At 73.1% G+C, this 18,669-nt stretch carries 17 protein-coding genes; 10 read left to right on the forward strand and 7 right to left on the reverse strand.

The features are described 5' to 3' along the window. Positions 1-231: 231 nt before the first annotated feature. Both SL103_RS20230 and SL103_RS20235 read left to right on the forward strand, forming a co-directional pair. Positions 232-1,260, forward strand: coding sequence for a PP2C family protein-serine/threonine phosphatase (locus SL103_RS20230; protein ID WP_244303984.1), 1,029 nt, complete (start codon positions 232-234; stop codon positions 1,258-1,260). A 123-nt stretch (positions 1,261-1,383) separates the two neighbouring features. Beyond that, on the forward strand, positions 1,384-1,569 hold the full coding sequence (locus tag SL103_RS20235; RefSeq protein ID WP_234386233.1) for a hypothetical protein: 186 nt from the start codon (positions 1,384-1,386) through the stop codon (positions 1,567-1,569). Here the strand turns inward: SL103_RS20235 and uvrA are convergent. After that, positions 1,559-4,117 carry an excinuclease ABC subunit UvrA gene (gene uvrA / locus SL103_RS20240; RefSeq protein WP_069570385.1) on the reverse strand — a complete coding sequence of 853 codons (2,559 nt, stop codon included), beginning with the start codon at positions 4,115-4,117 and terminating at the stop codon, positions 1,559-1,561. The genes SL103_RS20235 and uvrA overlap by 11 nt on opposite strands. Positions 4,118-4,533: 416 nt before the next feature. On the opposite strand from uvrA, the gene SL103_RS20245 reads away from it, so the two are divergent. The 4 genes from SL103_RS20245 (at position 4,534) to SL103_RS20260 (ending at position 9,468) form a co-directional block, all read left to right on the forward strand. After that, entirely contained in the window at positions 4,534-4,875 is a 342-nt protein-coding gene (locus SL103_RS20245; protein ID WP_244303985.1) for a hypothetical protein, read from the forward strand. Positions 4,876-5,014: 139 nt separating this feature from the next. After that, the gene (locus tag SL103_RS20250; RefSeq protein ID WP_069570386.1) at positions 5,015-5,995 is read left to right on the forward strand and encodes a GlxA family transcriptional regulator; all 981 of its coding nucleotides are present in this window, start codon (positions 5,015-5,017) and stop codon (positions 5,993-5,995) included. A 320-nt stretch (positions 5,996-6,315) separates the two neighbouring features. After that, positions 6,316-8,121, forward strand: a complete 1,806-nt coding sequence (locus SL103_RS20255) for a M4 family metallopeptidase (protein ID WP_069570387.1) — start codon at positions 6,316-6,318, stop codon at positions 8,119-8,121. A 117-nt stretch (positions 8,122-8,238) separates the two neighbouring features. Then, positions 8,239-9,468, forward strand: a complete 1,230-nt coding sequence (locus SL103_RS20260) for an MFS transporter (protein ID WP_069570388.1) — start codon at positions 8,239-8,241, stop codon at positions 9,466-9,468. Between the two features lie 102 nt (positions 9,469-9,570). Here SL103_RS20260 and SL103_RS20265 read toward each other — a convergent pair whose 3' ends face one another. Continuing rightward, positions 9,571-10,818: a cytochrome P450 gene (locus SL103_RS20265; RefSeq protein ID WP_069570389.1), complete on the reverse strand. Its 1,248-nt coding sequence runs from the start codon at positions 10,816-10,818 to the stop codon at positions 9,571-9,573. A gap of 311 nt (positions 10,819-11,129) precedes the next feature. Between SL103_RS20265 and SL103_RS20270 the strand changes: the two genes are divergently transcribed. Both SL103_RS20270 and SL103_RS20275 read left to right on the forward strand, forming a co-directional pair. Then, positions 11,130-11,393: a hypothetical protein gene (locus tag SL103_RS20270; protein WP_164492870.1), complete on the forward strand. Its 264-nt coding sequence runs from the start codon at positions 11,130-11,132 to the stop codon at positions 11,391-11,393. A 20-nt stretch (positions 11,394-11,413) separates the two neighbouring features. Beyond that, positions 11,414-12,241, forward strand: coding sequence for an alpha/beta fold hydrolase (locus SL103_RS20275; RefSeq protein ID WP_069570391.1), 828 nt, complete (start codon positions 11,414-11,416; stop codon positions 12,239-12,241). 7 nt (positions 12,242-12,248) lie between these two features. Here SL103_RS20275 and SL103_RS20280 read toward each other — a convergent pair whose 3' ends face one another. Then, on the reverse strand, positions 12,249-13,319 hold the full coding sequence (locus SL103_RS20280; protein ID WP_069570392.1) for an isopenicillin N synthase family dioxygenase: 1,071 nt from the start codon (positions 13,317-13,319) through the stop codon (positions 12,249-12,251). A 103-nt stretch (positions 13,320-13,422) separates the two neighbouring features. After that, positions 13,423-14,118, reverse strand: a complete 696-nt coding sequence (locus tag SL103_RS20285) for a TIGR03086 family metal-binding protein (RefSeq protein WP_244303986.1) — start codon at positions 14,116-14,118, stop codon at positions 13,423-13,425. 58 nt (positions 14,119-14,176) lie between these two features. On the opposite strand from SL103_RS20285, the gene SL103_RS20290 reads away from it, so the two are divergent. Further along, entirely contained in the window at positions 14,177-14,686 is a 510-nt protein-coding gene (locus SL103_RS20290; RefSeq protein ID WP_069570393.1) for a MarR family winged helix-turn-helix transcriptional regulator, read from the forward strand. Positions 14,687-14,761: 75 nt separating this feature from the next. On the opposite strand, the gene SL103_RS20295 is transcribed toward SL103_RS20290, so the two are convergent. Beyond that, positions 14,762-15,016, reverse strand: coding sequence for a hypothetical protein (locus SL103_RS20295; protein ID WP_069570394.1), 255 nt, complete (start codon positions 15,014-15,016; stop codon positions 14,762-14,764). Positions 15,017-15,318: 302 nt separating this feature from the next. Here SL103_RS20295 and SL103_RS20300 point away from each other — a divergent pair, with 302 nt between their 5' ends. Next, entirely contained in the window at positions 15,319-16,152 is an 834-nt protein-coding gene (locus tag SL103_RS20300; protein ID WP_069570395.1) for a class I SAM-dependent methyltransferase, read from the forward strand. Between the two features lie 78 nt (positions 16,153-16,230). On the opposite strand, the gene SL103_RS20305 is transcribed toward SL103_RS20300, so the two are convergent. Together SL103_RS20305 and pdxA are read right to left on the reverse strand one after the other, a co-directional pair. Beyond that, a complete protein-coding gene (locus SL103_RS20305; protein ID WP_069570396.1) occupies positions 16,231-17,532 on the reverse strand; it encodes an MFS transporter in 1,302 nt (433 codons plus the stop codon). Continuing rightward, the gene (gene pdxA, locus SL103_RS20310; RefSeq protein WP_069570397.1) at positions 17,529-18,584 is read right to left on the reverse strand and encodes a 4-hydroxythreonine-4-phosphate dehydrogenase PdxA; all 1,056 of its coding nucleotides are present in this window, start codon (positions 18,582-18,584) and stop codon (positions 17,529-17,531) included. The genes SL103_RS20305 and pdxA overlap by 4 nt, the downstream gene beginning before the upstream one ends. Between the last annotated feature and the right edge of the window lie 85 nt (positions 18,585-18,669).

Raw genomic sequence — 18,669 nt, forward strand, 5'->3', positions numbered from 1 at the left:
CTGGGGCGGAGGGTGCGTCCGTACCGCACGAGGAGTTCCGATGGCCACCGGCTTCCGCAACGACGACCTGAGCGCCCCGCGCGCCGGCGGCGCGCTCGGGCGGTCCCCGGGGACGCACGGCGCCGAGAGCCGCTGAGCGCCCACGGGCCGCCGGGCAGCACGATGACCGCTCCCTCGTCCGCCTACCCCGCCAGGTGGCCCCGGTACGTAGAGGTCGCTCCGGGGATCCTGGTGACCGCCGGGCTCGTCTGGAACGCGCTGTCGCCGCAGGACTATTGGGGCGATCCGATGCTGACCGCGGCGAGCGTGACGGCCGGTGCGCTGCTCACGCTGCGGCACACCCTCGTGATCGGCGTCGTCATCGTCGTCGGAGTCTTCGCGCTGACCGTCAAGGACGGCACCGCGCACGACATCGTGGGCCATCTGGAGCTCCTCAACACCGTGTTCGCCGCGCTCATGGGCCTCGGCGTCAACCGGGTGATCGCTTACCACGGACGGCATCTGGACGTCGTACGGATGGTCGCGGAGGCCGCGCAGCGCGCCGTGCTGCCCGAGCCGCCGCGGCGCATCGGCCCGCTGGCCGTCGCGGCCCGCTACCAGGCCGCGCAGAGCCAGGCCCGGATCGGCGGCGACGCCTATGCCGTGCAGCGGACGCCCTTCGGGGTGCGGCTGCTGATCGCGGACGTCCGCGGCAAGGGGATGGGCGCGGTGAGCGCGGTGTCGGTACTGCTGGGCGCCTTCCGCGAGGCGGCGGAGGAGGAGGCGGAGCTGCCGGCGCTGGCCGGGCGGATGGAGCGCGCGCTGCTGCGGGAGAGCGAGCAGACCTCCGAGGAGGACCGGCTGGAGGGTTTCATCACGGCTCTGCTCTGCGAGGTCCTCCCGGGGGGCGACGGGCTGCGGCTGCTGGACTGCGGCCACCCCGCGCCGTACCTCTGTCACGGCACCGAGGTCCGGGCACTGGAGACCGGAGAGCCGGGCCTGCCGCTGGGCATGGGCGCACTGGGCGGGGCCCGGACGGGCCCCGCCGTCACACCGTTCCCCCCGGGCGCCACCCTGCTGCTGGTCACCGACGGCGTGACCGAGGCCCGCGACCGCGCCGGGACGTTCTTCGACCCCTCGGCGCGGCTGGCGGGGCACGGGCCCTTCGCGGGTCCGCAGGAGGTCATCGACGTCCTGGTGCGCGAGGTCGAGGAGTGGACCGGCGGGCCGCGCGACGACGACATGGCGGTGCTCGCGATCACCCGCCGGTCGGCCCCCTGAGCGGGGCCGATCCGCGAAACTCCTCGTGGGTTACCGGCTGTAGGGGCTCCGGGATGAGATGATCGGCCAGAGCATCAGCATCCGCCCCGAGCGATCCTCGCTCCCGCGCAGATCGGAGTTGATGTGTCCGAGAACAGATCAGCACTGCTGAGCCAGCGCGCCGCCGTCATCCTTCTCCTCGGCGCCCTCACCGCACTCGGCGCCGGCGTGCTCACCTGCGTCAACGGCGGCACCCTGGCGTCCGCGACGCTCGTCGGAGGCGCCGCCTTCGGCGCCGGTGTCACCTTCTTCCATACCGTCATCGACTGATCCCACGGGCAACGGCCGTGTGCGGTCGGGGCGTTGCCCACTGCAGGAACGCCCCGGTCCGTGAGCCGGCCGCCCCCGCGATCTCCTTGGGCGTGCCCTCGGCCACCACCGTTCCGCCTGCCGCGCCGCCGGCGGGGCCGAGGTCGACGACCCAGTCGGCGGCACGGATGACGTCGAGGTTGTGCTCGATGGTGACGACGGTGTGCCCGGCGTCGACCAGCCGCTGCAGCACGCCGAGCAGGCGGGCGGTGTCGGCGGCGTGCAGTCCGGTGGTGGGCTCGTCGAGGAGGTAGAGGGTGCGGCCGGTGGTCCGGCGGCCGAGTTCCCTGGCGAGCTTGACGCGTTGGGCCTCGCCACCGGACAGCGTGGTGGCGGGCTGGCCCAGTTGCAGATACCCCAGGCCCACGTCGGCCAGCCGCTGCAGCCGGTTCGCGACCGCGGGCAGGTCCGCGAAGACGGCCAGCGCCTCGTCGACGGTCGCGTCCAGCACCTGGGCGATGTCGTGCCCGCCGTGGCGCACCTCGCACACCTCGGGGCGGAAGCGGCTGCCCCGGCAGGCGGGGCAGCGGACCTCGACGGCGGGCAGGAAGTGCATCGGTACGGCCAGTACGCCCGCGCCCTCGCAGCGCTCGCAGCGGCCGCCGGGGACGTTCGCGGAGAAGTGGCCCGGGGTCAGGCCGCGTTCGCGTGCGGCGGCGGTGCGGGCGAACGCCTCGCGGATCGGGGTGAAGGCGTCCGAGTAGGTCGCCGCGTTCGAGCGGGGCAGCCGGCTGATCGGCTGCTGGTCGATCGTCACGACCTTGTCCAGGTGTTCCCAGCCGTCGATCCCGTCGTGCTCCGCGGGCGGTTCACCCGCGCCGTGGAAGTGCCGGCGGGCCGCGCGGCCGAGGATGTCGAGCAGCAGTGACGACTTTCCGGAGCCCGAGGGGCCGGTCACCGCGACGAGTTGGCCGAGCGGCAGCCGTACGGTGAGGTCCTTGAGGTGGTGCGCCCGCGCCCCGCGGATGACCAGCGCCCGGCCGTCGCCGGGCCGGGGCGTCTCGGGGACGGGCACCGCCAGCCGGCCGGCGAGGTAGGCGCCGGTGACCGACTCCGGGTTCGCGGCCACCTCGGCGGGGGTGCCCTGGGCCACGATGCGGCCGCCGTCGCGGCCCGCGCCCGGGCCGACGTCCACGACGTGGTCGGCCGCGCGCAGCACGTCGAGGTCGTGCTCGATGACGAGCACGGTGTTGCCCAAGTCCCGTAGTCGGCACAGCACTTCGATCAGCCGGGCGGAGTCGGCGGGGTGCAGGCCGATGGTGGGTTCGTCGAGGACGTAGAGGACTCCGGTCAGCCCGGAGCCGAGCAGCGCGGCGAGCCGCAGCCGCTGGGCCTCACCGGCCGAGAGGCTCGGCGTGGGCTGTTCCGCGGTCAGGTACCCGACCCCGACGTCCACCAGGCGGCGCACCCGCTCGTGCAGATCGGCGACGACGGGCTCGGTGAGCAGCCACTCCTCGGCGGTGACCCGCCCGCGGAGCGCGTCGAGCCAGCCGGCGAGCGCGTCGAGCGGCAGCCGTGCGGCGTCGACCAGGGTCAGTCCGGCGACGGTGACGCACCGGCTCTCGGGGCGCAGCCGGGTCCCCCGGCAGTCCGGGCAGGTCTCCTGGAGCAGCGACCGTTCGGCCTTCTCGCGGTAGGCGGTGTCGTCGATGCGCTGGGCGTAGCGCCGCAGGGTGGCCGTGACCACGCCCTCGAAGCGCCCTCGGGCGACCGTGGCGGGTGGTGCGGTGTCGGGGAAGTGGCGGCGGAACTGCGGGCTGTCGACGCCGTGCAGCAGCAGAGCGCGCGGGGCGTCGGGGAGGTCGCGGACCGGCAGCCGGTCGTCGAAGGTGAAGCCGTAGTGCCGTGCGGCGGCGTGCAGGGTGGGCAGGATGCGTTCGGTGACGGTGGGGTGCCAGCCGAGGACGGCGCCGTCGGCGACGCCCCGGTCGTGGTCGACCAGCCGGTGCACGTCGGCCCGGACGGTGACGCCGAGGCCGGTGCAGGCCGGGCAGGCACCGGCGGGTTTGTTGAAGGAGAAGTCACCCATCACCAGCTCGGGCACGGGCGTGGCGCAGCGCGGACAGGGCAGGGCGGGGCCGGCGGCGTCGGCGTCGTCGTCCTGGATCTGTTCCCCGCCGACGCGGTACGAGGGCGGCAGGAGGTGGCCACAGCCGGGACACGGCCGGTGCCCGATCCGCGCCCACAGCACCCGGAGGTAGGTGAAAACCTCGGTGGCCGTGCCGACGGTCGAGCGGGGGCTGCGGTTGGTCAGGTGCTGGTCCACGCCGATCGACGGCGAGAGGCCGGTGATCGCGTCGACGGCGGGCTTGCTCACGAAGCCGGTGACCATGCCGAGCGATTCGAGGTACTGCCGCTGGCCCTCCCTGTGCAGGGTGTCGAGGGCGAGCGTCGACTTGCCCGAGCCGGAGAGGCCGGTGAGCACGACGAGCTTGTTCTTGGGGAGGTCGAGGGTGACGTTCTTGAGGTTGTGCAGGCGTGCGCCCTTGATGTGGATCAAAGCAACCATGGCTTCAATCGTGTCATTGAACCACCGATTGAAGCTTTTACTCTGCTCACGGCAAGGACGGAGCGCCGTGCCCCCTCACGAGCAGGCAATTCACTTCTCAGGACGCAGATATCTGGCTCGGCTTCCTTCAAAGCAGAGCTGATGCCCCTGGACGCGGGGACACCCCCGGCGTACTCCTGCGCGCCCGCGCGGCTCCGTGGGACCCGTCGCCCCCCCGGCTCCGCAGCGTGACCGCAGCACCCGGTTCCGCAGCCACCGCGGCGGCGACGCCCTGCGGCCCGGCCGGCCGGTGGGGTCGATCCCGGATCGGGCGGAATTCCCGGCCCCGCATGCGGTGCGCCGCCGCACCTGTGGTGCCAGACTTGAGACAGCGCGCCCGGCCGCCGGCCGGAGCCCTTGCCGCCGAGGGGAACATCATGACCTGGGCATCTTGGACCACCGTCGGGATCCACTCGCTGCCCAACGCGGTGCGCACCGAAGAGATCGGCGTGATCAACGGTGACCTGACCATCCATACGACCTGGTCGGAAGATCTTGCGCACGTCGCCGTGCAGCACACCGGGTCCTCGGACTGGTACACCATGGCCGGCAGCCCCGTCCCCTGCCCCTCCGAAGAAGCCAGCCGCTCCTTCCACCAGGCGGTCGTCGAGGCCGTACGGGGCGGCGAGCGGGCCGAGGCGTCCCTGGAGGAACTGCTCGGCCCGCGGAGCGCGGCCACGCCGGCGGACCGCCCGGCACGCCAGCGCGGCGACGCCTAGCGGTATCCGCTCACCACCCGTGCACCCCCGCTCCGCGGGCGGCCGGTCGGCTTGCTTTGACTGAACACGGGTAAGGCCCGGATTCCCGGGTGGTGCGGGTGCCGGTGGCCGGAAAGGTGTCGGCGGATATATTCCTGCCATGAACCGCCACCGTGTGGTCGCCCTGGTCAATCCGCCGCAGTCGCCCTTCGAACTCGCCTGTGCCTCGGAGGTCTTCGGTACCGTTCGGCCCGGCCTCGCGATGCCCTACGCGTTCCGCGTCTGTGCCGCGCGCCCGGGGCCGCTGGCCACCACCGTCGGCTACTCGATGCTCGTCGACGCCGGGCTGGACGCCCTGGAGGAGGCCGACACCGTGATCGTGCCGGGCTGGCAGCCGCCCGGCGCGCCCGTGCCGGCGGAGGTTCTGGCGGCGCTGCGCGCGGCGCACCGGCGGGCGGTCCGGATCGTGGCCATCTGCACCGGCGCCTTCGTCCTCGCCCAGGCCGGGCTGCTCGACGGCCGCCGCGCCACCACGCACTGGCGGCGCACCGGCGAACTGGCCGCCGCCTTCCCGGAGGTGCAGGTGGCGGCGGACGTGCTGTACGTGGACCACGGCGACGTGGCCACCAGCGCCGGTTCGGGTGCCGGGATCGATCTGTGTCTGCACCTGGTGCGGAGCGACCACGGGGCGGCGTACGCCACCGCCGTCGCCCGCAGCATGGTGCTGCCGCCGCACCGGGAGGGCAGCCAGCTCCAGTACGCCGCCCCGCCCGCGCCGCCCGCGCGGGTGGACGAGTCGCTGGCGCCGCTGCTGGAGTGGGCCGCCACCCGGCTCGACCGCCCGCTGACCCTCGGGCGGCTCGCCGAGCGCGCCGGGGTGTCCAGCCGCACCCTGGCCCGGCGGTTCGGCGAGCAGCTCGGCACCAGCCCTGGGCAGTGGCTGCTCGGGCAGCGGCTCGACGCCGCGCGGGCACTGCTCGAACTGACCGATCTGCCGGTGGACGCCGTCGCCACCCGGGTCGGGCTGTCCTCCGCGGTCAATCTGCGCCGCCACTTCCGTGCCGTCCTCGGCACCACGCCGGGCGCCTACCGCCGGACCTTCGGTACGGGGCGAACAGACCGGACGAACTCCGCCTTTTAGGGCGCCTCCTGCCCTGACGCATGGAGACCGTTACGGGATTCGGTAGCCGTCGCCACATTCTTTCCGCGGCCGGGCAACCATTCCGCGCCATCCCATGTCTCCTGAGGCACAGCACTTTTGGTCACCTTGTGGCTACCCAAAGGTGACCAATTGTCAAATTTGGACCACGAATTTTTAATTCTGATCATTTCGCTTTACATGCTCATGCCAGGCCATAGAGGGTTTGCGCGGGACCACACGGTCCCCGCGGTGCACAACAGCTCCGCGTGTACGGGCGGTTGGCCAGCCGACCGCCCCCGCAGCACTAAGGACCCTCAGCAGTGCGTAGACCCCACATACGCAGCCACCGCCTGGCGATCGCGGTCGCGGTGACGACGGCAGCGACCCTCACGGCCGGTGTGGCCACCGCCGCCTCCGCCACCACCTCGGTGGCCCCGGCCGCCGCACCCGCCGCCACCTCCTCGCTCTCCAAGGTCGTCGACGCCGCCCGCACCGCCGCGTTCGCCCACTCCTCGGCCACCGGGGTCGGCAAGAAGGACACCCTCAAGGCCGTCGACACGATGGTGGACCCGGACGGCCGCAAGCACGTCCGTTTCGTCCGTACGCACCGCGGGCTGCCGGTGCTCGGCGGCGACCTCGTCGTCCACCTGACCGCCAAGTCCGCCTACGAGGGCGTGACCCGCGCCTACCGCCACCAGCTCGACATGACCGCCACCGACCCCAAGCTGTCGGCTGGCCAGGCCCGTTCCAAGGCCGCCGCGGTGGCCGAGGGCCAGGCCGGCGAGGCCGAACTGGTCGTGGACGTCCGGGACGACCGGACCACGCTGGCCTACCAGGTGCAGGTCAGCGACAGCCGTACCGACGAGGCCGGCGGTGTCCGTACCGTCGTCCTCGACGCGTTCACCGGTGCGGTGCTCAGCAACGCCCCGGCCAACGACTCGTTCCTCTCGCCGGCTCTCCAGAAGAAGCTGCGCAAGCTCGGCGAACGACTCAACCCCGCCACCCGGCTGCTCGCCCCCGAGCCGCCCGCCACCGGCAAGGCCGCGACGACCTCCGGCTACCCGGCCGCGGCCAAGGGCTCCGGCGCGTCCTTCTTCGTCGGCAGCGTGCCGCTGACCACCACCCGGACCGCGGCGAAGTCCTACACCCTCAAGGACCCCACGCGCGGCAACACCGAGACCCGGGACGCCGGCGACAAGGAGCTGGAGAAGTTCACCAGCGGCAAGGCGTTCACCAGCACCACCAACAGCTGGGGCAACGGCACCACCAGCAGCCGGACCACCGCCGCGGTCGACGCCCAGTACGGCATAACCAGCACCCTGGACTTCTACAAGAAGACCTTCGGCCGCAAGGGCATCAAGAACGACGGCCGCGGGGCGCACGCCCTGGTGCACTTCGGCAAGAAGATAGGCAACGCCTTCTGGTCCTCGGAGTGCGGCTGCATGCTCTACGGCGACGGTGACGGCCAGACCTTCGCCAAGCCGCTGGTCGTCCTGGACGTCACCGGCCACGAGCTGACCCACGGCGTCGTCGACGCGACCGCCAACCTCCAGCCCACCCGCGTCGACGAGGAGGGCAACCAGTTCGGTGAGCCCGGCTCCCTCAACGAGTCGCTGGCGGACATCTTCGGCAGCGCGGTGGAGTTCTCCACCAACAACCCGAAGAACCCGCCGAATTACCTGATGGGCGAGAAGCTCGGCCTGGCGCAGAAGTTCCTGCGCCGGCTGGACAAGCCGTCCCTCGACAAGCTGGAGGGCACCGTCGACTACTGGTCGAAGGCGTCCTACGACACCGAGGTGCACGCCGGCTCCGGCGTCTCCTCGCACGCCTTCTACCTGCTCGCCGAGGGCAGCGGGAAGAAGACGATCGGCGGCGTCGCCTACGACTCCCCCACCTTCGACGGTTCGAAGCTCACCGGCATCGGCCGGAGCAAGGCGACCGCGATCTTCTACCAGGCACTCACCCGGTACATGGTCTCCACGACCGACTTCCACGACGCCCGGAGCGCGACGCTGCGTGCGGCGAAGGACCTGTACGGCGCCGGGAGCGCCGAGTACAAGGCGGTCGACAAGTCCTGGGCCGCAGTGAACGTGACGGCGGCCAACAAGCCGTCGGCCAAGCACTGAGCAGACCCCGGCCTCAGTGGTGCCCCCGCCTCCGGGCGGGGGCACCGCGCGTTCCCGCCCCGCCGGTCGCACCGGCGGGCCTCGACGGCACGGCCGCCCCCGCCTACGTTTGACGCCATGATCACCGATCGCGACGACGGATATCCCGCCCCGACCGGCGCGGGCAACGGCGGACGGCGTCCCGGCTACCCCCTGGCGGCGGGCGTGTTCGCCATCGGCATGGCCGGTACGACGCTGCCCACGCCGCTCTACGGGCTCTACCGCGAGCAGCTCGGGTTCTCCGAACTGATGGTGACCGTGGTCTTCGCGGTCTACGCGCTCGGCGTGATCACCGTGCTGCTCCTCGCGGGCAACCTCTCCGACGCGGTGGGCCGGCGCCCGGTGCTGTTCTGCGCCCTGGGGCTGTCCGCGGCGAGCGCGCTGTGCTTCCTCTTCGAGGGCGGGCTGCCGATGCTGCTGCTCGGGCGGGTGCTGTCCGGCTTCGCGGCCGGGCTGTTCAGCGGCGCCGCCACCGCGGCCGTGCTGGAGCTGGCGAAGCCGGGCCAGGAAGCGCACGCCGGGTTCGCCGCGACCGCCGCGAACATGGGCGGCCTCGGCTGCGGTCCGCTGCTGTCGGGCTTGCTGGCGCAGTACGCCCCGTGGCCGCTGAAGCTGCCGTTCCTGGTGCACCTGGGACTGGTGGCGCTGGCGGCCGGGGCGACCTGGCTGCTGCCGGAGACCGTCCGCCCTTCGCACCGCCCCCGCTCGCTCCGGCCGCAACGTCTGCACCTGCCGCACGAGGTGCGGGGCGTCTTCGCCCCCTGTGCCATCGCCGCGTTCGCCGGCTTCGCGCTGCTGGGCCTGTTCACCGCCATCGCACCGAGCTTCGTCGGCCAGACCCTGGGCGTGCACAACCTGGCGGTCGCCGGCGCGGTCGTCTTCACGGTGTTCCTGGGCTCGGCCGTCGGGCAGTCGCTGTCCGGCCGGATCGGCGTACGCAAAGCGCTGCCGGCCGGCTGCCTGGTGCTGGTCGCCGGACTGGTGCTGGTGGCCACGTCGCTGGCCGTGACGTCGCTGCCCGTACTGGTCACCGGCGCGGTCTGCGGCGGCATCGGCCAGGGGCTGGCCTTTCGCGCCGGTCTGACCGCCGTGGGCCGCGCCGCCCCGCCCGAGCACCGCGGCGGCACCATCTCCGCCTTCTTCCTCGTCGCCTACCTCGGCATCTCGCTGCCGGTCGTCGGCGTCGGGGCGCTCACCCAGGAACTCGGCCTGCGCGGCGCCGGCCTGACCTTCGCCGCCTGCGTGATCGCCGTGGCCGTCGCCGTCGGCCTGTACGTACTGCGCCGGCCGCCGACGGACGACGACTGACGGCCCGGCCACCGCGTCGGTATCGGTATCGGTGACGGTATCGGTGACGGTATCGGTCTCGGTATCGGTCTCGGCGTCGGTGGTACGGGCGTGCTCGTGGGCTCAGGCCGCCCCCGCGGCCCCCGCCCGCTGCGCGTCGCGTCCGAGGCGCAGCCGCAGGTGTCGCGGACCGCGGGTGAAGACCCCGGCATCGTCCGGCGCCGTACCGTCCGCGAACGCCATGACCGGGAAGGCGTCCAGGAGTTGGCCGACGCCGGTCTCCACCTCGGTCCGGGCCAGCAGCGCGCCCACGCAGAAGTGCCGGCCGAGGCCGAAGGCGACATGCTCGGCCGCGGCGGAGCAGGCGCTCGCCGGGTTGAGGTCGGTGCGGAAGATGTCGAAGCTGTCGGGCCGGGTGTAGTGGCCCGGGTCGCGGTTGGCGGCACCTATCAGGCAGATGACCGTGGCACCCGCGGGGACGGTGCCGCCGCTGAGCGTGACGTCCGCCGCGGGCTGACGCATGATCATCTGGACCGGCGGGGTGTACCGCAGCGTCTCGGCGAACGCCGCGGGGATCAGCGACCGGTCGGCGCGCACCGCGGCGAGCTGGTCGGGGTGGGCCAGCAGGTTGCGGAAGATCAGGGCGAGGGCCTTGTCCGTGGTCTCGCCGCCCGCGGAGAGCAGCAGGCTGACGAACGCCGTGATGTCCTGATCGTTCATCCGGACCCCGTCGACCTCCGCGGCACACAGCCTGGAGAGCAGATCGTCGCCGGGCGCCGCGCGCCGTTCGCGGAGGACCGGGCGCAGATACGCGGCGAGTTCCTCGCCCGCGCGCCGGCCCGCCGCCGCGACCGCGGGGTCCTGCGCGAGGTTCGACAGGAAGGCGACGACCGCGCCGTACCAGCCGTGGAAGCGATCGTGGTCGGCCCGGTCCAGGCCCAGCATGTCGACGATCACGTTGATCGGGAAGCGGGTCGCGAACCGCGCGACCAGGTCGGCCTCCTCGGCGTCCCGGAAGGCGTCGATCAGCTCGCGGGCGTTGCGCTCGATGACCGGCAGGAACGTCTCGCGCAGCTCCCGGCCGCGGAAAGCGGGGGCCACCAGGGCGCGGCGTACGGCGTGTTCGCGGCCGCTCATCTGCGGCAGGGTACGGCCGCCGTGCGCCGGTTCCATCTGCCAGGTGTAGTTGTCGGTGGTGAACACCGGGTCGCGGAAGGCCCGTGCCACGTCCTCGTACCGGGAGAGCAGATAGCTGTCGGTGCCCTTGTGGTGGAGCAGCGGGTAGTGCTCGCGCAGGATGCGGTACGCGGGGTAGGGGTCCGCCGCGAACTCGGGTGACAGGATGTCAGGAGCCTCAGGGGTGGTGGTCACACCGCGCGACGCTAGGCACCGGCGCACGACCTGCCCAGGGTGCACGACCGGTGTGCCGGGGGCGCCGGGGGCGCATCGCCGCGCTCCCGGCCCGCCCGGCGCGGTCGCGGACATGTGCCCTGACCGCCCGTGTCACCCGGTCGGTGGGCCCCGTTCACCCGCCTGCCCTCCCCGGCACGCCCCTTCGGCGGAGGACGGAAACGCTGGAGCCGGCGGGTGTCCGATCCGGCCGCCCCGCACACGACGCCGCACCGGCCCCCGCGTGCGGCCGGCTTCCTCCTGTCCTTCCGAACGGAAAGGGTGAGATGCGCATGGCCACCTCCGCTTCGCCGGCCCGGCCGAGCCGCCTCGGCCGCGGGTGCGTGCTCGTGGCGGCGCTCCTCACGGCGTGGTGCACCACCGCCGTACCCGCCGTCGCCGCGCCGGCCGCGAGGCCCGCCCAGGCTGCGGTGGCCAAGCCCCTGGTGTTCATGGGCGTCGGCACCCTCGCGGGACTGACGGTGCTCGCGGGCGCGGCCCTGGTCGCCGGCGCCCGCAGACGGCGGGGCCCCGCCCCGCCCTCGGACCCCTGCTGACGAAAGGACCGCAACGCCCCATGGCCACCTTCACCACCACCGACGGCACGGAGATCTTCTACAAGGACTGGGGCACCGGCCGGCCCGTCGTTTTCAGCCACGGCTGGCCGCTCAACGCGGATGCCTGGGACGACCAGATGCAGCTGGTCGCCGCCGCCGGGTTCCGCGCCGTCGCCCACGACCGCCGCGGCCACGGACGTTCCGCCCAGCCCTGGCAGGGCAACGACATGGACACCTACGCGGACGATCTCGCGCAGCTGATGGAGTCCCTGGACCTGCGGGACGCGGTCCTGGTCGGGCACTCCACGGGCGGGGGTGAGGTGACCCGCTACATCGGCCGCCACGGTACGGGCCGGGTGGCCAAGGCCGTCCTCCTCGGGGCCGTCCCGCCGCTGATGCTCAAGACGGACGCCAACCCGGAGGGGCTGCCGATCGAGGTGTTCGACGGCATCCGCGCCGGCGTCGCCGCCGACCGCTCGCAGTTCTACCAGGACCTCAGTGAGAGCTTCTACGGTGCCAACCGGGCCGGCTCCACCGTCTCGCAGGGGATCTGTGACGCGTTCTGGTTCTGGAGCATGCAGGTCGGGCTCAAGGCCGCGATCGACTGCGTCAAGCAGTTCTCCGAGACCGACTTCACCGAGGACCTCAAGCGGTTCGACGTCCCGACCCTGATCATCCACGGCGACGACGACCAGATCGTGCCGTTGGTCGCCGCCGGCCAGAAGTCCGCGAAGCTGGTGCGGGACTCCACGCTGCGGGTCTATCCGGGCGCGCCGCACGGCCTGTTCGCGGTCGCCCCGTACAAGGACGACTTCCACGCCGATCTGCTGGCGTTCCTCAACGACTGAGCGGTGCTCAGCCGTTGTCGGCCTTCCGCAGCCGGGCGGCCTCCCGGGGGGCGTTCTCGTTGAGCCGCCCGGCGCGCGACCCGGCCAGCTTTTCCGCGAGGTGCCGGCCGACCGTGGTGGGCGGGTACCGCGGCTCGCTGCCCACCGGTACGCAGCCGGGCAGCGCGGTGATCTCGGCGTCCCAGTTGCCGTCGTGGAAGTACGCGGCGGAGCGGCGCCGGACGAGCCGCCCCGCGTCGTCGGTCGGCGGCAGCACCCGGTGCAGGGTCGACCGCCAGCGGTCGTTGGTCCAGCGGGCCAGCAGGTCGCCGAGGTTGACCAGCAGACAGCCGGGTTCCGGCGCCACGTCGTGCCAGCCGCCGCGGTCGTCGAGGATCTGCAGCCCCGCCACGCGGTCGGCCCACAGCACGGTCACGATGCCGTAGTCGGTGTGCGCGCCCATGCCCAGCCGGCCGCGGTCCGGGACGAGGTCCCCTTCCGGACGCGGGTAGTGGTTCATCCGCAGGACGTCGAGGGAGTGATCGGTGAACGGGGCGAAGTAGCCCTCCGCCAGCCCCAGCGCACAGGCGAAGATCCCGGTCAGCCGTCGGGCGAGAGCGCCGGCCCGGCCGCACCACTCCTCCACCGCCCGCCGGAATCCCGGCACCGGCGGCCAGATGTTGGCGGGGTAGTGCGCCTCGGGCAGTCGCAGGCCGGGGAAGGAGGCCGCCTCGGAGCCGACGTTGAAGGCTTCGAAGAGATCCTCGGCGGGCGTCGCCACGCCCAGGCTCAGGCTGAGTTTTTCGGTGCGCGGCGGGGTGTATCCGCGGTTGACGTCGGGGGACGGCGGGCGCAGCTGCCTCTTCTCCTCCAGGGGGAGCGCGAAGAACGCGTCCAGTGCGGCCGCGAAGTCCCGCACCACGCCGTCGGGGATCCCGTGCCCGCGGACCTGCAGGAAGCCGACGGTGCTCGCCGCCCGGTCGACGTCTGCCGCGATCAGCGCGCGTCCGGCCGCGCTGCCGCCGCTCCAGCCGGAGATGTCGACGACGGGCACGGCGAACCGCCCGCCGACGGCGGCGCCGCCCGTGGTCCCGCTCATCGCATGAGGTCCTTCCTCGCCGGCGCCCGCTCCGGGGCGCCGTGCGGCATTGTCCTGCCGGGCCGCGGCCGCCGGAAGACGGCCAGGACGACAACAGGATCCGTCACGGCAGGGGCGTGGGCCAGTCCGGCGAGCGCCCGAGGGCGGTCAGGATCTGTTCCAGCGGCCCCGCGTGGGCGGCGGGAGTCAGGGCGGGCCGGAAGGCGCTGCCCGGGGCGCGGCGGGAATCGTCGTCCGGGACGGCGTACGCGAGGGGGAGGGCGGCGTCCAGAAGTGCCGCGCCGGGTATGTGATCGAGCCCCAGGGCCCGGGCGACGTCCCAGGTGTGCACCACGTAGTCGATGAGGTGGAAGCCGATCGCCCGGTGGGCGGGGAAGGTCCGCGCGGTGGTGAACTCGGGGAGGGCGAACGGCTGGTCGGGGGTGCCGACGGCGGCGAAGGCCGCGAGGACCTCGTCGGCCGCCGCGGCGTACCGCGTGACGGGGTCGGTGCCGAGGGGGTGGACCGTCCAGTGGGCCGGGTCCCGGCCGTCGCCGCGCGCCGCCGCCGCGAACCCGTGGTGCTGAGCCGTCATGTGGGCGAGCAGATCGGCCAGCGTCCACGCCGAGCAGGGCGTCGGCCGGGGCAGATCGTCGGGGGTCACCCGGCGGACGAGGGTGACGCTGTCCCGGACCGCGCCGGCGTGCAGCGCGAGGAGGTGTGCGAGGTCCGGGCGGGGTGCGGTGGCGGACGGCACGGTGGCGTCGGCGGCGCCCGCGTCCGGAGCGGTGTGTGGAGCCGACTGCGCGTCAGAATTCATATGCATGTGCTTACGATCTGCTCCAGCACATCAACTGTCAACGGGTATTTTCTTGGCCATGGCCGAGAACGCAGCCCATACCGGCGCCACCCCCGAAGGGCGGCCGGCCCGCCCCGACCTGGCGGCGATGATCGTGCCGCTGGGTCGCGCGCTGACGGCCGCCGAGCAGCCGGTCCTCGACGCCCACGGGCTGACGATGTGGGCGTACACGGTGCTGCTGCACCTGGAGGAGACCCCGATCCGCACGCAGGCCGCGCTGGCCGGAGCCATCCGCGCGGACAAGACCCGCATCATCGCCGTCCTCGACGACCTGGAGGCACGGGGACTGATCCACCGTCAGCCCGATCCCGAGGACCGCCGGGCCCGGCTGCTGTCGCTCACCACCGAGGGCCGGCGACTGCGGGACGCCGTGCAGTCGGCGATCCAACAGGGCGAGGAACGGCTGCTCGCCCGGCTCCCGGCCGCGGACCGGGCCGCTTTCCTCCGGTCTCTGCAGGAACTGTCCGCACTGCCGGAGGTCGCGCCGAGGAAGCCGGGACACGCCACGGACCGGAAAGATCCGCACTGACCCCCGCACACAACTGCCGGTGCCGGCCGGCGACCCGTGGTCGCCCGGCCGGCACCGGCGGGATGGCTGCGCGACTTACTTGTAGTCGCGGTCGCCCCAACCCATGCCGCCGCGCTCGCAGCCCTCGCTGAAGGCCGGGCCGACGTGCTCGTAGACGCCCGCGGACAGCCAGCACGCGCCGTAGTGGCCGTGGCCGTGGCCGCGGTGGTGGTTGTAGTGCTTGTGGTGGCCGTGGTGGCGGTCCTTGCCGTGAGCCAGGGCGGCGCTCGCACCGCCCATGACGATGGTGGTGGCCAGGGCGCTGGCGGCGATCGCGGCGCGGATGCGCATGTTTGCTCCTCAGGAGACTCAAAGGGGTATATCGACCTTTTCAGGGATCACCTTCACAGAATCGTCTAAAACCTGACTCATCATTAATTGCGCGACTCGGAGTAACGCACCGTCGGTTCGTCCTCCGGACCCCGGCCGGTCAGGCGCCCCGCGAGCGGGCCCGGGGGCTCGGCGCAGGTGCCGGAATCAGGGCGGTCAGGGGCCCAACACGTAGTGGGGGGTGGCCTGTTCGCCATCGGTGTGGTCGTCCGGGACGAGGGGCCGCACGCCCTCCGGCCCGGCCGCTCTGAGATGCTCCTCGCATGGCAGCGGACAACACGGACGACAGCGGCGGGGACGAGGACCGGGGCAGGGACGGCTACCTCCTCGACAACCGGCAGACGGAGGCGGGTGAGCGGTTCGACGCCCTGGCCGAGCTGTTCGACCCGGTGACCTTCCGGCACGTCGACGCGCTGGGCATCGGCCCGGGGATGCGGTGCTGGGAGGTCGGCGCCGGCGGCCCGTCCGTACCCACCGGGCTCGCCGAGCGGGTCGGTCCGTCAGGGACGGTGGTGGCCACGGACATCGACGTGTCGTGGACCCGGGGGCTCGCCGGCGACGTCATCGAGGTCCGGCAGCACGACGTGGCCGCCGATCCCCCGCCGCCCGGTGGTTTCGACCTCGTGCACGCCCGGCTGGTCCTGGTCCACGTCAGCGACCGGGCCGAGGCGCTGCGCCGCATGGTGCGGGCGCTGCGCCCCGGCGGCCGGCTGCTGCTGGAGGACGCCGACCCCGGTCTGCAGCCGCTGCTGTGCCCGGATGAGTCGGGCCCCGCGCAACGGCTCGCCAACCGGCTGCGGTCCGGCTTCCGGCAGCTGATGGCCGAGCGCGGCGCGGACCTCACGTACGGGCGGACGCTGCCCCGGCTGCTGCGCGAGGCAGGTCTGGCGGACGTCCGGGCCGATGCGTACTTCCCGCTCACCTCGCCGGCCTGCGCCGTCCTCGAATCGGCCACCGTCCGGCAGATCCGTGGCCGGCTGGTGGCGGCCGGGCTCGCCACGGACGAGGAGATCGAGCGCCATCTGGCGAACGTCGCCAGTGGGACGCTCGATCTGGCCACCGCGCCGATGATCTCGGCATGGGGGCGCCGCCCCTGACGGGCCGGGCCGCCGGCTGACGAGCGGGAGCCGACGGGACCGGACCGCCGGCTGACGGCGCGTGAACAGACGCCCCCGTCAGGCCCCTTCCTCGGCCGTCAGCCCGGCCGGCCGGCGTACCGGACCGGCCGCCGGGCGCAGGCCGAGGGCCACCAGGACGACGGCCACGGCGAGGAAGCCGGACAGCACGGCGAAGCCGGTCACGCTGGAGCCGGTGGCGTCGGTCAGCCAGCCGACCAGATAGGGCCCGGCGAAGCCGCCGAGATTGCCGAGGGCGTTGATCAGGCCCATGGCGACGGCCACCACCTCGAAGCGGAGCAGTTCGCCGGGGATCGCCCAGAAGGGCCCGTAGGGCGCGTAGAGCGCGGCGGCCGTCAGGCACAGCAGCAGCATCCGGGGCAGCGCGCCGTCCACGGCCTGGCCCAGCAGCAGGGCGGCGATGCCCACGACGAGCGGCACGGCCACCGCCTGCCGTCGTCTGCCGGTCCGGTCGGACCAGACGGCGTTGGCGATCATGACGATCAGCGCCACCGTGAAGGGGAGGGCGGTGAGCAGCCCCACCTCCGTGGCGGAACCGTCGTGGGTCAGCTCCTTGACGACCGACGGCAGCCACAGGTTGAAGCCGTAGAAACCGGTGATCCAGAAGAAGTAGACACCGATCAGGACCAGGACCGGCCGCTGCTTGACCGCGTCCAGGTAGGAGCCGCTGCCGGTCCGCGGCTTGGCGGCCTCGTCGGCCGCGAGGGCGCGCTCCAGGTGGCCGGCCTCGGCGCGGGAGATCCAACGGGCCTGCGCCGGCCGGTCGGCCACCGCGAACCACCAGACCACCGCCCACAGCAGGGGCGGCAGGCCCTGGAACACCAGGACCCAGCGCCAGCTCGCGTGGTCGAGCATCCAGCCGGACAGCGGTGCCATCAGCACGGAGGACAGCGGCAGGCAGGCCATCCACAGGGCATTGGCGCGGGCGCGCTCGCGCAGCGGGAACCACGAGGCGAGCAGGATGAGCACGGCGGGCCAGACGCCGCCCTCGAAGAGCCCCAGGACGAAGCGGGCCACGTAGAACTGCGACTTGGTCTGCACGAGTCCGGACAGCGAGGCCGCCAGCCCCCACGCGAGCATGAGGATCAGCACGGTCTTCCGGGCGCTCCAGCGCTGGGCGAGGATCGCAGCCGGGATCTGCAGGAAGACGTAGCCGACGAAGAAGACGCCGCCGACCAGCCCCTTGTCGGCGTTGGACAGCGCCAGATCGCCGTGCATGTAGGGGAGGATGACGGAGACGTTGTTCCGGTCGAGGTACGCCAGCATGTACATGATGGCGGCGACGGGGATGACGTACGCCCAGCGCTTGGCGGGGACGGGGTGCGGGAGAGCCTCCGTCATCGGGTGGCCGCCGTTCCGTAGGCGGCCCGGATCCGGTCGGTGAAGCGGCTGAAGCCGGCGGCGGCGCGGAAGGCGGCGGCCATGGTGCCGTGCGAGGCGCGGCCGCTGCCCGCGATGTCGAACGCGGTGCCGTGGTCGACGGAGGTGCGCAGGATCGGCAGGCCCACGGTGACCGAGACGGTGCCGTCGAAGTCGACGGTCTTGGCGGGGATGTGGCCCTGGTCGTGGAAGTGGGACAGCACTCCGTCGAAGCGGCCTTCGAGGCCCTGGTGGAAGACCGAGTCGGCGGGGACGGGGCCCACGACGCCCAGCCCCTCCGCGGCCGCCTTCTCCACGGCGGGCCGCAGGACGGTGATCTCCTCGTCGCCGAAGTGGCCGCCCTCGCCGCCGTGCGGGTTGATCGCGGCGACCGCGAGGCGGGGCGCGTCGTGGCCGAAGACGCGCAGGGCGGTGACGGCGTGCCGGATGCTCGCCGCGACCCGCTCCTCGGTGATCTGGTCGAGGGCCTTGCGCAGGGCGAGGTGGCGGGTGGTGAAGAAGATCTTCAGGCCGCGGACCACGAACATGGTGTCGAAGTGGGCGGCGCCGGTCAGTTCGCCGAGCATCTCGGTGTGGCCGAGGTGCTGCGAACCGGCCGCCCAGATGGCCTCCTTGTTGATCGGTGAAGTGACGACGCCGTCGACCTCGCCGGCCAGCGCGGCGCGGGTGGCGGCCTCGATCGCGGCCACCGCGGAGCGGCCGGCGACCGCGTCGACGGTGCCCCAGGGGAGGTCGGCGGGGGCGACACCGAGGTCGAGCACATCGATGGTGCCGGGCTCGAACCGCGCCTCACCGGGCGTGCCGACCGCGCGGACCTCGACGTCGAGCCCGCAGACGTCGACGGCACGGCGCAGTACGGCGGCGTCTCCGACGGCGAGTCCGCGGCCGAGGGCGGTGCTCGCCGGGTCGGCGAGCGTGCGGGCGGTGATCTCGGGGCCGATGCCGACGGGGTCGCCGAGGGTCACGGCGAGGACCGGCAACGGGCGGTCGGGAGCCGGCTGAGGGGCAGTCATGGCGTCGCCTTTCGGGGTGCGGTGGCTACGGTGCGCTCGGGGACGGGAGGACGGGCCCGCACGTACGGGGTGCGGGTTCCGGGGG

The sequence above is a fragment of the Streptomyces lydicus genome (genome assembly GCF_001729485.1).
Taxonomy (GTDB): domain Bacteria; phylum Actinomycetota; class Actinomycetes; order Streptomycetales; family Streptomycetaceae; genus Streptomyces; species Streptomyces lydicus_D.

Coding starts and splice junctions, on each gene's coding strand:
- uvrA (WP_069570385.1), bottom strand. CDS start 4,117: ATGGTTGCTTTGATCCACATCAAGGGCGCACGCCTGCACAACCTCAAG.
- SL103_RS20245 (WP_244303985.1), top strand. CDS start 4,534: ATGACCTGGGCATCTTGGACCACCGTCGGGATCCACTCGCTGCCCAAC.
- SL103_RS20250 (WP_069570386.1), top strand. CDS start 5,015: ATGAACCGCCACCGTGTGGTCGCCCTGGTCAATCCGCCGCAGTCGCCC.
- SL103_RS20260 (WP_069570388.1), top strand. CDS start 8,239: ATGATCACCGATCGCGACGACGGATATCCCGCCCCGACCGGCGCGGGC.
- SL103_RS20270 (WP_164492870.1), top strand. CDS start 11,130: ATGGCCACCTCCGCTTCGCCGGCCCGGCCGAGCCGCCTCGGCCGCGGG.
- SL103_RS20275 (WP_069570391.1), top strand. CDS start 11,414: ATGGCCACCTTCACCACCACCGACGGCACGGAGATCTTCTACAAGGAC.
- SL103_RS20280 (WP_069570392.1), bottom strand. CDS start 13,319: ATGAGCGGGACCACGGGCGGCGCCGCCGTCGGCGGGCGGTTCGCCGTG.
- SL103_RS20285 (WP_244303986.1), bottom strand. CDS start 14,118: ATGAATTCTGACGCGCAGTCGGCTCCACACACCGCTCCGGACGCGGGC.
- SL103_RS20290 (WP_069570393.1), top strand. CDS start 14,177: ATGGCCGAGAACGCAGCCCATACCGGCGCCACCCCCGAAGGGCGGCCG.
- SL103_RS20295 (WP_069570394.1), bottom strand. CDS start 15,016: ATGCGCATCCGCGCCGCGATCGCCGCCAGCGCCCTGGCCACCACCATC.
- SL103_RS20300 (WP_069570395.1), top strand. CDS start 15,319: ATGGCAGCGGACAACACGGACGACAGCGGCGGGGACGAGGACCGGGGC.
- SL103_RS20305 (WP_069570396.1), bottom strand. CDS start 17,532: ATGACGGAGGCTCTCCCGCACCCCGTCCCCGCCAAGCGCTGGGCGTAC.
- pdxA (WP_069570397.1), bottom strand. CDS start 18,584: ATGACTGCCCCTCAGCCGGCTCCCGACCGCCCGTTGCCGGTCCTCGCC.